At 75.4% G+C, this 12,508-nt stretch carries 12 protein-coding genes and 1 pseudogene; 4 read left to right on the top strand and 9 right to left on the bottom strand.

What is annotated here, in order from left to right; all coding sequences use genetic code 11:
• Positions 1-34: 34 nt before the first annotated feature.
• From RMN56_RS14375 to RMN56_RS14365, 3 genes and pseudogenes are all read left to right on the top strand, one after another.
• Positions 35-289, top strand: a pseudogene (locus RMN56_RS14375) (family 1 glycosylhydrolase); the annotation flags it as partial.
• 19 nt (positions 290-308) lie between these two features.
• Positions 309-1,316, top strand: a complete 1,008-nt coding sequence (locus tag RMN56_RS14370) for a LacI family DNA-binding transcriptional regulator (protein ID WP_313724266.1) — start codon at positions 309-311, stop codon at positions 1,314-1,316.
• 49 nt (positions 1,317-1,365) lie between these two features.
• Complete coding sequence (locus RMN56_RS14365) at positions 1,366-2,271, top strand: GNAT family N-acetyltransferase (RefSeq protein WP_313724265.1); 906 nt, start codon at positions 1,366-1,368, stop codon at positions 2,269-2,271.
• Here the strand turns inward: RMN56_RS14365 and mca are convergent.
• From mca to RMN56_RS14325, 8 genes are all read right to left on the bottom strand, one after another.
• Complete coding sequence (gene mca / locus RMN56_RS14360) at positions 2,264-3,118, bottom strand: mycothiol conjugate amidase Mca (protein ID WP_313724264.1); 855 nt, start codon at positions 3,116-3,118, stop codon at positions 2,264-2,266. The genes RMN56_RS14365 and mca overlap by 8 nt on opposite strands.
• 30 nt (positions 3,119-3,148) lie before the next feature.
• Entirely contained in the window at positions 3,149-3,766 is a 618-nt protein-coding gene (locus RMN56_RS14355; RefSeq protein ID WP_313724263.1) for a TetR/AcrR family transcriptional regulator, read from the bottom strand.
• Between the two features lie 147 nt (positions 3,767-3,913).
• Entirely contained in the window at positions 3,914-4,426 is a 513-nt protein-coding gene (locus RMN56_RS14350) for an O-acetyl-ADP-ribose deacetylase (protein ID WP_313724262.1), read from the bottom strand.
• A 1-nt stretch (position 4,427) separates the two neighbouring features.
• Complete coding sequence (locus tag RMN56_RS14345) at positions 4,428-5,222, bottom strand: EI24 domain-containing protein (protein WP_313724261.1); 795 nt, start codon at positions 5,220-5,222, stop codon at positions 4,428-4,430.
• Positions 5,223-5,246: 24 nt separating this feature from the next.
• The gene (locus tag RMN56_RS14340; RefSeq protein ID WP_313724260.1) at positions 5,247-5,891 is read right to left on the bottom strand and encodes a response regulator transcription factor; all 645 of its coding nucleotides are present in this window, start codon (positions 5,889-5,891) and stop codon (positions 5,247-5,249) included.
• Positions 5,879-7,102: a sensor histidine kinase gene (locus RMN56_RS14335; RefSeq protein WP_313724259.1), complete on the bottom strand. Its 1,224-nt coding sequence runs from the start codon at positions 7,100-7,102 to the stop codon at positions 5,879-5,881. The genes RMN56_RS14340 and RMN56_RS14335 overlap by 13 nt, the downstream gene beginning before the upstream one ends.
• A gap of 62 nt (positions 7,103-7,164) precedes the next feature.
• Positions 7,165-9,699 carry an ABC transporter permease gene (locus tag RMN56_RS14330; RefSeq protein WP_313724258.1) on the bottom strand — a complete coding sequence of 845 codons (2,535 nt, stop codon included), beginning with the start codon at positions 9,697-9,699 and terminating at the stop codon, positions 7,165-7,167.
• Positions 9,696-10,439, bottom strand: coding sequence for an ABC transporter ATP-binding protein (locus tag RMN56_RS14325; protein WP_313724257.1), 744 nt, complete (start codon positions 10,437-10,439; stop codon positions 9,696-9,698). The genes RMN56_RS14330 and RMN56_RS14325 overlap by 4 nt, the downstream gene beginning before the upstream one ends.
• A 102-nt stretch (positions 10,440-10,541) precedes the next feature.
• Here RMN56_RS14325 and RMN56_RS14320 point away from each other — a divergent pair, with 102 nt between their 5' ends.
• Complete coding sequence (locus tag RMN56_RS14320; RefSeq protein WP_313724256.1) at positions 10,542-11,534, top strand: helix-turn-helix transcriptional regulator; 993 nt, start codon at positions 10,542-10,544, stop codon at positions 11,532-11,534.
• On the opposite strand, the gene RMN56_RS14315 is transcribed toward RMN56_RS14320, so the two are convergent.
• Complete coding sequence (locus RMN56_RS14315; protein ID WP_313724255.1) at positions 11,525-12,439, bottom strand: SDR family oxidoreductase; 915 nt, start codon at positions 12,437-12,439, stop codon at positions 11,525-11,527. The genes RMN56_RS14320 and RMN56_RS14315 overlap by 10 nt on opposite strands.
• Positions 12,440-12,508 lie beyond the last annotated feature (69 nt).

Genomic DNA, 12,508 nt, shown 5'->3' with positions numbered 1-12,508 from the left:
GGGGGGCGGCCACCGCCGCGTACCGGATCGCATCGACGGGACCGGCCGGGTGGCGGACACCGACCGGATCGCCTACCTCCACGGGCACCTGCGCGCCGCGCACGACGCCGTCGCCCGCGGCGTCGACCTGCGCGGTTATCTCGTATGGTCGTTGCTGGACAACTTCGAATGGGCCGAGGGCTACCGGAAGCGGTTCGGGATCGTCCACGTCGACTACCTGACCCAGCGGCGCACACCGAAGGAGAGTGCCCGTTGGTACCAGGAGGTGATCTCCCGGAACGGGCTGTGACGAGGTGGTGGTGACGGGGATGACGACGGCGCAGCGACCGACCCTGGAGGCGGTGGCGAGACGGGCGGGGGTGTCCCGGGCCACGGTCTCCCGGGTGGTGAACGGCTCCACCACCGTCGCCGAACCGATCCAGCAGGCGGTCCGCCGGGCCGTCGAGGAGCTGGGGTACGTCCCGAACCTCGCCGCCCGCAGCCTGGTCACCCAGCGCACCGATTCGATCGCGCTGGTCCTGCCCGAGGCGGCGACCCGGGTGTTCTCCGACGACCAGGTCTTCCCCGGCATCATCCGCGGTGCGGCCCAGGAGCTGGAGGCGGCGGACAAGCAGCTCGTGCTCATGCTGGCCGGCTCGCCGGCCGGCCACGAGCGGGTCGAGCGCTACACCACCGGGCGCCACGTCGACGGCGTGCTGTTCGCCTCCCTGCACGGCGAGGACCCGCTCCCCGGGCGGCTGGCCGAGCTCGGCATCCCGGTGGTGTGCAGCGGCCGCCCGCTGGACGGCGCCCAGGTGCCGTACGTGGACGTCGACCACGTCGGCGGGGTGGCCGAGGCGGTCCGCCACCTGATCGCGAACGGTCGGCGGCGGATCGCCACCATCGCCGGGCCGCAGGACATGGTCGCCGGCATCGAGCGGCTGATCGGCTACCGGGAGACGGTCGCCGCGGCCGGCCTGCCCGAGCTGATCGCGTACGGCGACTTCACCCGGGAGTCGGGCACGGCGGCCATGCGGCAACTGCTCGCCGCCGACCCGAAGCTGGACGCGGTGTTCGCGGCGTCCGACCTCATGGCGCACGCCGCGCTGCGCACCCTGCGGGAGGCCGGCCGGCGGGTGCCGGACGACGTGGCGATGATCGGGTTCGACGACATCGAGACGGCGGCGTACACCGAGCCGCCGCTGACCACCGTGAAGCAGCCGATAGTGGAGCTGGGGCGGGCGATGACCCGGCAGCTGCTCCGGATCGCCGCGGGCGAGCAGGTCGAGCAGGCCCTGCTGCTCCCCACCGAGCTGGTCGTCCGCGACTCCGCCTGAGCCGGTAAACCCGTCGCCGGCGGGGGGCGACGGCCCTAGGGTCGGCCGGATGACCGAGGACCTGATCAGACCTGCCCGCCCCGAGGACGCGCCCGGTGTCGTGGCGCTGCGCACCGTCGTCCACCCGTACCTGGTGCGCGGCGTCGAGTCGACCCGCCGCATGATCGCCCAGCCGCCGCCCGGCGAGGACTGGGCGGCCTGGGTAGCGGAGGCGGACGGGCAGGTGGTCGGCTGGGTGTCGGCGTACCGGAACAGCGCCACCTCGGCGGCGAACGTCGGGGAGGTCTCGACCCTGCACGTCCACCCGGCGCACCGGCTCCGGGGGCTCGGCACCGCCCTCCTGGAGGCCGCGCTCGACCACCTGCGCCTGCTCGGCGCGAAGCGGCTGCTCACCTGGTCCCAGCCCGAGTCCCTGCCGTTCGCCCGCCGGCACGGCTTCACGCCCAGTCGCGAGCTGCGCTACTCGGCTCTGGACCTCCGGCCCGCCCCGCCGATGCCCGAGCCGCCGCCCGGCGTGCGGCTGCTGTCGGCCGCCGAGGTGGACCCGCGCCGGATCCACCAGGTGGACGCCGAGGCATCGCGGGACGAGCCGGGCGACGTCCCGACCGACGCGCTCGGCTACGACACCTGGCATCACGAGGTCTGGGAGAACGTGGGCCTGGACAAGGGCGCCAGCACGCTGGCCGAGGTGGACGGCACGCTGGCCGCCGTCAGCCTGGTCAAGCGGGACGGCGACCGGATGTGGTCGGACTTCACCGGCACCGTGCCGCAGCACCGTGGCCGGGGGCTGGCCCGCCTGGCGAAGCAGGCCGCACTGCACCGGGCCGCCACGTCCGGGGTGCGCACCGCGTACACCTCGAACGACGAGGCGAACGGGCCGATGCTGGCGATCAACGCCCGGCTCGGTTACCAGCCGGTCGGCAGCCAGTGGTCCTGCGTACGCGACCTCACCTGAGCCCGGCGAACAGGTCGTCCTCCGGCAGCGAGACCGGCACCCGGGCCTGGGCCAGCTCGTAGTCCTCGGTGGGCCAGGCCCGCCGTTCGATCTCCCGCGAGTGGGCGAAGAACGGGTGAGCCGGGTCCGCCTGGGTGGTGTGTGCCCGCAGCGCCCGGTCGCGGGTGGCGAAGTACCGGGCGCACTCCACCCGGGTCGTCACCCGGGGCTCGGGCAGGTCCTCGGGCAGCTCCCGCAGCACCTCCGCCATGGCCGAGGGCAGCCCGGCGGCGCGAGTGGCGTCATGCAGGGCCTGGAACCAGGAGCGACTGAACGAGAGCAGGTAGTAGAGCTTCGCCACCGCCCAGGCCGGGCCGCTTCCCGGGTACGCGGCGGGGTCGGCGGCGGCGTCGAAGGCGTGCCGGGCCACCCGGTGGGTCAGCAGGTGGTCGGGGTGCGGGTAGCCGCCGCTGGGGTCGTAGCTGACGATCACCTGGGGCCGGAACTCGCGGACCAGCGCCACCAGGGGGGCCGCCGCCACGGCGACCGGGAGCCGGGCGAACGCGTCGGCGGGTAACTCGGCGCCGTCGGCGGGCAGTCCGGAGTCGACGAAGCCCAGGAACCGCTGCCGCACGCCGAGCACGGCCGCGGCGGCGGCCATCTCCGCGGCGCGGACCCGGGCCAGGTCCGCGCGGACCTCCGGCCGGTCCACGGCCGGGTTGAGGATGTCGCCGCGCTCGCCGCCGGTGCAGGTCGCCACCAGCACGTCCACCCCCTCGGCGGCGTACCGGGCCAGGGTGGCGGCGCCCTTGCTGGATTCGTCGTCGGGGTGGGCGTGCACGGCCATCAGCCGCAACGGGGTGGACATGCGACTCCGCTCGTCGGGTTCGGTGTCTCGTCAGCTCTGGTCGAGGCCGACGGCCAGCTGCGCGAAGGTGCGCGTTCCGGCCTCGGCGAGGGCCGCCGCCACCTCGTCCTCGCCGTGCCCGGCTCGGATCAGCCGGAACGCCTCACCGAACAGCACGCGGTAGGCGCCGGCGAGCTGCGCGGCGAGCACCCGCACCGGTACGTCGTCCGCACCGGTTCCGCGTTCGGCGGCGAGCCGGGCGGCAAGAGCCCGTTCGCGCAGCTCGTGCAGTTCGCGGAGACGGGCGGTGAGCGCCGGGCTGTCCTCGATCAGCCGGACGAACGGCTCCCCCGCGAAGCCGACCAGGGCGTCTCGCCGGGCCACCGCTTCCGCGTACCGGCTCTGGAGGGCGGCCAGCACCCGCTCCCCGGCGGGCCGGTCGGCGACGGCCGCCGCCAGCAGGGCGACGAAGTCGTCGGCGATGTCGAGGGCCAGGTCCTCCTTGCGCGGGAAGTAGTTCGTCACGGTCATCTTCGCGACCCCCGCCGCCTCGGCGATCTCGGCGATCGTGACCTGCTCGTAGCCGCGGGCCAGGAACAGCCGGGTCGCCACGTCCGAGATCGCCTGCCGGGTCAGCCGCTTCTTGCGGTCGCGCAGCCTCTCACTCACCCCGGCAGCATACATGTGCCCGACCTAAAATTAGGTTGAGCCTAAGGATCGTCCTCCGTAGCGTACGACCGGACCGAAGGGAGGCAGCCATGAACCTGCGCATCACCTGGTGAATCCGCCGCCGGGCCCGCCCCGCGCGGGCCCGGCTCAGCCCGCGGCGACCCGGACGGCGGTCGCGTAGGTGTCGGCGCCGAAGAGCACCAGCCGGGCCTCGCTCACGTACGTCGGGGTGGCCGCGTGCAGCGCCGCCAGCGCCTGCGCCACCGCGTCCTCGACCGGCCAGCCGTAGATACCGGCGGAGATGAGCGGGAAGGCGACGCGGGCCGCGCCCAGGCCGTCGGCGATCCGGAGGCTGTTGGCATAGCAGTCGCGCAGCAGCACCGACCGGTCCTCGCGCGGCGAGAAGACCGGCCCCACGGTGTGCACCACCCACCGGGCCGGCAGGTGGCCGCCCGTGGTGGCGACCGCCTGGCCGGTGGGCAGGCCGTCCGGGTAGCGGGAGGCGCGCAGCGCCCGGCACTCCTCCAGGATGGCCGGTCCACCCGCGCGGTGGATCGCGCCGTCCACGCCCCCGCCGCCGAGCAGCGAGGAGTTCGCCGCGTTGACGACGGCGTCGACCTGCTGCGCGGTGATGTCCCCCTCGATCAGCACCGTCTCCATGTCACCCCTCCTCGACGACCGACTGCCCGAGCGCCCGGCGGGCCAGCAGGGTGGCCCCGGCCACGGCGGCGGGCATGACCAGCACCGCGCCGAGCGGGATCAGGAAGCAGAGGAACACCGCCACCCCGAAGCCCAGGGTGGCCGGCCGGTCCGCCCTGAGCAACGACCGCCGCTCCGGCAGTCGCATGCCGCGCCGGTAGAACGGCGCGCCGACCAGCTCCAGGGCGAGGAACCAGCCGCCCACCAGGGCGCCGACCACCGGGACCACCGTCTGCCCGACCACCGGGATGAAGCCGGCCACGAAGAGGGGTACGCCCACCAGCGCGGAGATGGCCACCAGGCGCAACGAGTCGAGGATGCTGCGCCGCAGCGAGGCCCAGAACGGCACCTCGACCGCGCCGGGCGTACCGCCGAGGCGGTCCTCCACCCGCTCGGAGATCTTCTCGTAGAACGGGTCGCCGACGGCCAGCGTGACCGCCGTGAAGGTGAGCACCCCGAGCAGGCCGGCCAGCCCGACGACGGCGAGCCCGGCCGCCACCCGGACCAGGCTCCGCCAGGTCTCCGACCAATCGTCCGCGAACGGGGTGACCAGCGCGGCCAGGTCGTCCACGAAGTAGAGCAGGGTGGCGAACAGGGCCACGAAGAGCACGCCGGTGATCAGCGCCGGCACGATACCGAGCAGCATGAGGCCGGGGCTGCGGACGTAGAGGCCGAGACCCCGCAGCAGCAGGCCGGCGCCGGCGAGGAATCGGGTGACGGCGCCGGTCACGGGCGCCGCGAGGCGGGGTGCGTCCACGACCGGAGAGCCTAGTCCGGTGGATCACCCGTTGAGGTACGCGAGCACGGCCCGGACCCGGCGGTGCGCGTCGTCGGCCGGCGGCAGGTCGAGCTTGGCGAAGATGTTGGTGATGTGCTTCTCGACGCTCACCTGGGCGAGCACCAGGGCCGCGCAGATCGCCGAGTTCGACATCCCCTGCGCCATCAGCCCCAGCACCTCGCGTTCCCGCGGGGTCAGCGCATCCACGCCGGACCGTCGGCTGTTGCGCGTGAAGAGCTGGCGCACCACCTCCGGATCCATCACCGTCCCGCCGGCCGCCACCCGGTCCACCGCGTCCAGGAAGTCGTCCAGCGCGGTCACCCGGTCCTTGAGCAGGTAACCCACCCCGCCCCGACCGTCGGCCAGCAGTTCGGCGGCGTACGCCCGCTCTACGTACTGCGACAGGATCAGCACCCGGGTGTCCCGCCCGCCGGCCCGCAGCCGGAGCGCTGCCCGCAACCCCTCGTCCCGGAAGCCGGGCGGCAGCCGGACGTCCACCAGGGACAGGTCGGGCCGGTGCCGCTCGACGGCGTCGAGCAATTCGTCGGCGTTGTCGACCGCGGCCACCACCTCGTGGCCGGTGTCGGTGAGCAGGCGCACCAGCCCGTCCCGGAGGAGCAGCAGGTCTTCGGCGATCACGATGCGCATGGCAGCTCCGCGTGCAGGACGGTGGGACCGCCCGGTGGACTGGTGAGGGTCAACGTGCCGTCCAGTGCCTCGACCCGGCGGCGCAGCCCGTCCAACCCGCTGCCCGCGAGGTCGGCGCCGCCCTTCCCGTCGTCGGTCAGGCGCACCGTCAGCGTGCCCCTGCCGGGGGTCAGGACGATGGTGCAGCGGGACGCCTCGGCGTGCTTGGCGGCGTTCGCCAGCCCCTCCGCGACCACGAAGTAGGCCGCCGACTCCACCGCGGCCGGATGGCGCGCGTCCGGATCGCCGGACAAGCTGACGTCGAGCGGGCTGTCGGCGGCGAGGGCGGCGAGGGCGGCGTGCAGGCCCCGGTCGGTGAGGATCGGCGGGTGGATCCCCCGGACCAGCCGGCGGAGTTCCGCCAGCGCCTCGTCGAGCTGGGACCGGGCCAGGTCCACGTCGGACACGGCGGGGCCGCCGGCCCGCAGCTTCCGGGCCGCCAGGGCCAGCGTCATGCCGGCCGCCACGATCCGGGCCTGGGCGCCGTCGTGCAGGTCGCGCTCGATCCGCCGCAGCTCGGCGGCCTGCGCGTCGACGACCCGCGCGCGGGTCTCGGCGAGCCGGGCCGCCTCGTTGACGAGGCGCAGGTGCGCGCCGGGCGCCAGCAGGGCCCGCGCGCCGGACGCCACGCCCCGCGCGAGCGCGCGGACCAGCCAGGCCGCCACCGGAAGGACCAGGAGTCCGATCGCGGCGAACGCGAACCGGCCCGGCGTGGTGGTGAGCAGGGGCCGCAGCGGCCACGGCGCGTTCCCGTTCGGCACCGCCCACAGCCAGGCGGGCGCGAGGGCGGTAGCCACCGGCACGATGGCCAGCACCGTCCCCGCCACCCCGGTGACCAGCCCGACGGGGAAGCTCGCCACCAGCCAGGCCAGGTCCCGCCAGGTGGCCGGCTGGCGGGCCACGGCGGCGACCCGCTCGCGCACCGTGCCGGGCGCGGTCGGCTCGTACGGCTCGTCCAACGGCCGGCCGAGCACCCAGCCGGCCCGGTGCCGCTCGGCGGTGGCGAGCCGGCGGGTCAGCCAGGCCGCGCCGAGGAACACCGGGCCGCCGAGCTGGGTCACCGAGAGCAGGGCGACGGTGACCAGCGCCACCACCGTCCAGGCGAATCCGGCGGCACCGGCCAGGATCCCGGCCGCCAGGTACGCCACGCTCCGGGCGGTCGCCGTCGTCACCCGGCGGATCGTAGCGGCCCGGGCCGCCGCCGACGTGCCGGCGGCGGCCCGGGAGCGGACGGTCACCGGTCCCCGAGGGCCGGCAGGTCGCGCCGCCGGAGCACGAACCGGACCGGGAGGGCGCCCGCGGCCAGCCCCAGACCCGCGACCCCGGCGAGCAGGACCAGGTACGTCGCGGGCGCCACCACCAGCCGGAACACCCCGTCCTGAGCGACGCTGAACGGGACCACCACCGCGCTGGTGACCGCGATGCCGAGGACCAGCCCGGCGGTCACCGTGATCAGTCCCTCCCGGTCCACCAGGCGGTGCACCTGCCGGGCGGTCGCGCCCGCCAGCCGCAGGTCCGTGAACTCCCGCCGCCGAGCGGCGGCCGAGATGGCGAACGTGTTCACCACGGCGATCGCCACGAAGCCCAGCGAGACCACCACGAGCAGTTCCCACGCGCCCTGCTGGTTGCCGTCGTCGGTACGGGTCGCCGCCGCGGTCGGCACCACCCGCAGGTCGGGCCAGCGCTGCCGGACCCGTTCGGTCACCGCGCCGTCGGAGTGCCGCAGGGCGACCATGGTCACCAGGCCGCGCGGATCGTGGGCGGCGACCAGGCCGGCCGGCAGGGTCAGCTCCCCGAATCCGCGATGCCGGGTGTAGCGGGCCGAGAGCCGCAGGACCACCCGCTCCCCGTCGGCGAGCCAGAGCGGCACCTCGTCGCCGAGCCGCCAGCCGTACGCGTCGGCCAGGTCGGTGCTGGCCGCGAACGTGCCGTCCCCGGCCAGCGCGCCGGACTCGACCGCCAGGTCGAGAGCGCCGTCCGCACCGGTGCGCAGCAGGCCCTGCGCGGCGTAGTCCTGCGGCTTGCCACCCTGGGCGAGCACCACGCGCGTGGGCACGGTCGCCACCGCCCCGGTGACGCCGGGCAGTGCGGCCACCCGCGCCGCGGTGTCCAGTGGCAGGCCGGTCGCGCCGGTCACCAGAGTCGTCGCCCCGGTGAGCCGCGCCGCCTGCTGGTCGCCCGCCAGCCGGGTGAGCAACTCGCCGTTGAGCAGCAGCGGCGCGTTGATCGCGAACATCAGCACCAGCGGCACGGCCACGGCGGCGGTGCGGCGGACCTCCGCGCGGGTGGTGGCGGCGGCCAGCCAGCCGGCCGCCCCGGTGCCGGCGCTGAGCCGCCGGGGCACCGCGGCGACCAGGCGGACCAGCAGCGGGCCGAGCGCGGCGACCGCGCAGAGCAGCAGGGCCGACGAGATGAAGGTCATGCCCATGCCGAACGGACCACCGAGCGGCACGAAGGTCAGCACGGCGACCGCGCCGGCCGTGGCGACCAGGGCGACGGCGGCCCGGGCCAGCATCCCGCCGCGCGGCGCGACGACGGTCTCGGTGAGCGCCTGGGCCGGCGCGACCCGGACCGCCCGGCGGCCGGCGAATCGCGCGGCGACCAGGGTGACCACCGCCCCGGCGAATCCGGCGAGCAACAGCACCACCGGGTTGACCCGCACGGTGAACTGGGCCGGCACCACCCCGAGGTGCCGGAACCGGGCCGCCACCAGGTGCGCGACGACCACGCCGAGCGGCAGCCCGGGCAGCGCGGCGACGGCGGCGAGGACCAGGCTCTCCACCCCGAGCAGCCGCCGCAACTGGCGCGGGGTCGCCCCGATGATCCGCAGCAGCGCCAGTTCGCGCAGCCGCTGCCGGACCCCGAGCGCCACCGTGCCGGTCAGCACGAAGATCGCGGCGAAGGCGGTGATGCCGATGGTGAAGCCGAAGACGGAGATCGGTCCGATGTAGTCGGGCAGCGCCCCGGGCAGGTCGGCGCGGACCCGGTCCGCCCCGGTCAGCACCGGTGCGTCGCCGGCGCGAGCCCGGACCGCCGCGAGCAGGGCGGCCCGATCGGCGCCCGGCTGGGCCAGCACCGCTACCGCGGTGGGTCCGGCCATGCCGGAGACCTCGGCCACCGCACCGTCGGCGAGGAAGAGCGCCCCCTGGGCGGGTAGCGCGTCCCGCCCGGCAGGTGCGGCGACGCCGGCCAGCCGCAGGCTGCGTAGCCCCGTGCGGGTGGTGATCCGGACCTCGTCCCCCACGGTGAGGCCGCCCCGGGCGGCGAGGTCGGCGTCCACGACCGCCTCGCCGGCCGCCGGCGGGTGCCCGGCCCGCAGCCGGTACGGGGTCAGCGCGGCCGACGACCAGCCGTGCCCGATCACCGGGGCGGCGTCGGCGCCGCGCACCGGCCCGGCGGCGGTGGCCAGTTCGACGGGGAAGGCGGCATCCGGGACCACCCGGGCCACCCCGGGCAGCCCGGCCAGCCGGGGCGCGAGGTCCACGGGAAGCGTCCCCGCACCGCTGAGCCGCTCGGTCTTCGTCTTGGTCTTGGTCTTCGTCTTGCCCTTCTTGTGCTTCTCCCTCGTCGTGGTGAGGGTAACCTCGCGGGCGCCGGAGACCACCGCCGTGGCGGCCTCGAACCGGTCGGCCGGCGGGGTGGCGGTGAGCACCGAGAAGAGCAGCAGGCCGGCCCCGGCCAGCAGTGCCACGGCGAGCAGCCCGGCGAGGAAGGTGCCCAGGTAGGCGCCGCGATGGCGGCGCAGCGTTCCGATCGCGAGGCGGATCATGCGGCCGTCACCGCCGTCATCCGCGCGGCCACCGTCTCCACCGTCGGCTGGGCCAGTTCGCTGACCACCCGGCCGTCGGCGAGGAACACGACCCGGTCGGCCCAGGCGGCCGCCGCCGGGTCATGGGTCACCATCACCACCGCGGTACGCAGGTCGTCCACCGCCTCGCGCAGCAGCGCGAGCACCTCCCGGCCGGCGCCGAGGTCGAGGGCTCCGGTCGGCTCGTCCGCGAAGATCACCTCGGGTCGCGCGGCGAGCGCCCGGGCGAGCGCGACCCGCTGCCGCTGCCCGCCGGAGAGCTGCCCGGGCCGGTCGTCCTCCCGCCCCGCCAGGCCGACCCGGTGCAGCACCTCACGGGCCCACGCCCGGTCGGGCCGGGTGCCGGCGAGCCGCTGCGGCAGGAGCACGTTCTGCCACACCGACAGGGACTCCATCAGGTTGTACGACTGGAACACGAAGCCCACCCGCCGGCGGCGGGCCTGGGTGAGCTTCGGCTCGCGCAGCGTCCCGAGCTCCTGCCCGGCGAGCCGGACCTGCCCCCCGTCCGGCCGGTCCAGCCCGGCGGCACACTGCAGGAGGGTGGACTTCCCCGACCCCGACGGCCCCATCACCGCGTTGAACGTGCCGGCCGCGAAGGCGACCGTGACACCGGCCAGCGCGGGCGTCCCGCTGCCGCCGGCATATCTCCGCACCACATCGACCAGTTCGACGACCGGCCCGCGAGCTCCGTGATTTCGCATGTCCCCAGCCTCGTCACCGGGCGGTCCGGGCAACACACGGTCACCTCGTATCTCCAGGGTGGGGACAGCCCTACCCCGGCGGAGGCCGGGCAGGATGGGCGGGTGCGCGCGTCCCGGCTCATCTCGCTGATCCTGCTGCTCCAGTCACGGGAGACGATGACCGCCGCCGAACTGGCGCGCGAGCTGGAGGTCTCCGAGCGCACGGTCTACCGGGACGTGCTGGCGCTCTCCGCCGCCGGGGTGCCCGTCTACGCCGACCGCGGCCGGGCCGGTGGCTACCGCCTGCTGGGCGGCTACCGGACCCGGCTGACCGGGCTGACGCGGGACGAGGCGGAGGCGCTCTTCCTGGCCGGGCTGCCCGGCCCGGCCGGCGACATGGGGCTGGCCGACGCGGTGGCCGGCGCCGAACTGAAGGTGCTCGCCGCGCTGCCGCCGAGCCTGCGGGACGCGCCCGCCCGCACCGGCCAGCGGTTCCACCTGGACGTGCCGGGCTGGTTCCGGGAGTCCGACCCGCCGCCGTGGCTGGCCGAACTGGCCCGGGCGGTCTGGCAGGACCGGCGGGTCGAGCTGCGCTACCGGCGCGGCGAGCGGGAGGTGACCCGGTCGGTCGCGCCGTACGGGCTGGTGCTGAAGAACGGCGTCTGGTACCTGGTCGGGCGGGTCGGCGACGGGTGGCGGACGTACCGGGTGGACCGGGTGGTCGGCGTGCAGGTGAGCGGGGAGGGCTTCGATCGGGACGTGGGCTTCGACCTCGGGGCGTACTGGCGGGAGCAGGCCGAGGCGTTCCTGCGGGACCTCCTCCGGGCCGAGGTCACCGTGCGGCTCACCCCGGCCGGGCTGCGCGCGTTGCGGCACCTGGTCGACGCACCGTTCGTCCACGCCGAGGCGGTCGCCGCCGCCGGCCCGCCCGACGGGCAGGGCCGGCTGGTGCTCCGGCTGCCCGTCGAGTCGGTCGAGGTGGCGTACGCCCAACTGCTGGCGCTCGGCCCCGAGGTGGAGGTGCTCGACCCCCCGGAGCTGCGAACCCGGTGCGCCGAGGCGGCCCGCCGCGCGGCCGCGCTCTACGCCGGGGAGCCGGAGGACGGTCAGCGGTAGCCGGTGTCGTCCGCCGGCTTGCCGGGCCGCACCACCTCCTCGTAGTAACGCGCCCAGTGCGGGCGGGTGCCGTCGAGGTCGGTGAATCCGTACACCTGGGCCAGCCCGCCGCTGTCCACGGACTTCCCGTTCCAGCGGGCCCGGTCCGGGTCGGCGGCCAGGGCGGCTACCGCGCGCCCCACGAAGGCCGGCGTCTCCGACATGACGAAGTGCGGTTGCCCGGCCGCCGCGTCGCGCCAGTTGGCCTCGGTGACGCCGAAGAGCTCCAGCATGGCCTCCGAACGCAGCCAGCCGGGGCTGAGTGCGACCGCCGTGCACCCGTGCGGGGCCACCTCGTGCGCCTGGCTGAAGGCGAGCCGGTTCACCGAGACCTTCGCGAGGTCGTAGAAGAGCGAGACCCGGTACTCGGTGTCGTTGTACTCCTTCGTGCCGTCGCCGATCTCGACCACCAGGCCGCCCGGGTTGCGGACCAGCAGCGGCAGGGCGAAGTGGCTGGTGATGATGTGGGTGTCCACGGCCAGCCGGAGCAGCCGGAGGCCGGCGTCCAGCGGCTGCTCCCAGACCGGCTTGTCCCAGGTGATGAGCGGGTCGCCGCCCCACACGTCGTTGACCAGCACGTCGAGGCGGCCCTGCTCGGCGTCGATCCGTGCGACGAGGCCGCGGACCTGTTCGGGGTCGAGGTGGTCGACGGCCACGGCGATGCCGGTGCCGCCCGCCGCCGTCACCAGTTCGGCGGTCTCCTCGATGGTCTCCGACCGGCCCATCTCCGAGCGGCGCTCGCGGGTGGAGCGGCCGGTGGCGTAGACGGTGGCCCCGGCGGCGCCGAGCTGGACGGCGATCTGCCGCCCGGCGCCCCGGGTCGCGCCGGCAACGAGCGCGATCTTCCCTGTCAGCGGTGTCGTCATGTGACCACCGTGGCACCGATACCTGACAGCGGAGGTCCGGATTCGGCGGCGTCACGCGAACCGCTGCGA

Origin of the sequence: Micromonospora halotolerans (assembly GCF_032108445.1) — a bacterium.
In the GTDB taxonomy this organism is placed as follows: Bacteria; Actinomycetota; Actinomycetes; order Mycobacteriales; family Micromonosporaceae; genus Micromonospora; species Micromonospora halotolerans.
The sequence above is the reverse complement of the archived record's forward strand: the minus strand, read 5'-3'. Positions and strand labels throughout refer to the sequence as shown.

What these genes read in the sequence shown, in the direction of transcription:
- mca (WP_313724264.1), bottom strand. Translation starts at nt 3,118, where the DNA reads ATGTCCACCCCGTTGCGGCTGATGGCCGTGCACGCCCACCCCGACGAC.
- RMN56_RS14325 (WP_313724257.1), bottom strand. Translation starts at nt 10,439, where the DNA reads ATGCGAAATCACGGAGCTCGCGGGCCGGTCGTCGAACTGGTCGATGTG.
- RMN56_RS14365 (WP_313724265.1), top strand. Translation starts at nt 1,366, where the DNA reads ATGACCGAGGACCTGATCAGACCTGCCCGCCCCGAGGACGCGCCCGGT.
- RMN56_RS14350 (WP_313724262.1), bottom strand. Translation starts at nt 4,426, where the DNA reads ATGGAGACGGTGCTGATCGAGGGGGACATCACCGCGCAGCAGGTCGAC.
- RMN56_RS14340 (WP_313724260.1), bottom strand. Translation starts at nt 5,891, where the DNA reads ATGCGCATCGTGATCGCCGAAGACCTGCTGCTCCTCCGGGACGGGCTG.
- RMN56_RS14330 (WP_313724258.1), bottom strand. Translation starts at nt 9,699, where the DNA reads ATGATCCGCCTCGCGATCGGAACGCTGCGCCGCCATCGCGGCGCCTAC.
- RMN56_RS14315 (WP_313724255.1), bottom strand. Translation starts at nt 12,439, where the DNA reads ATGACGACACCGCTGACAGGGAAGATCGCGCTCGTTGCCGGCGCGACC.
- RMN56_RS14370 (WP_313724266.1), top strand. Translation starts at nt 309, where the DNA reads ATGACGACGGCGCAGCGACCGACCCTGGAGGCGGTGGCGAGACGGGCG.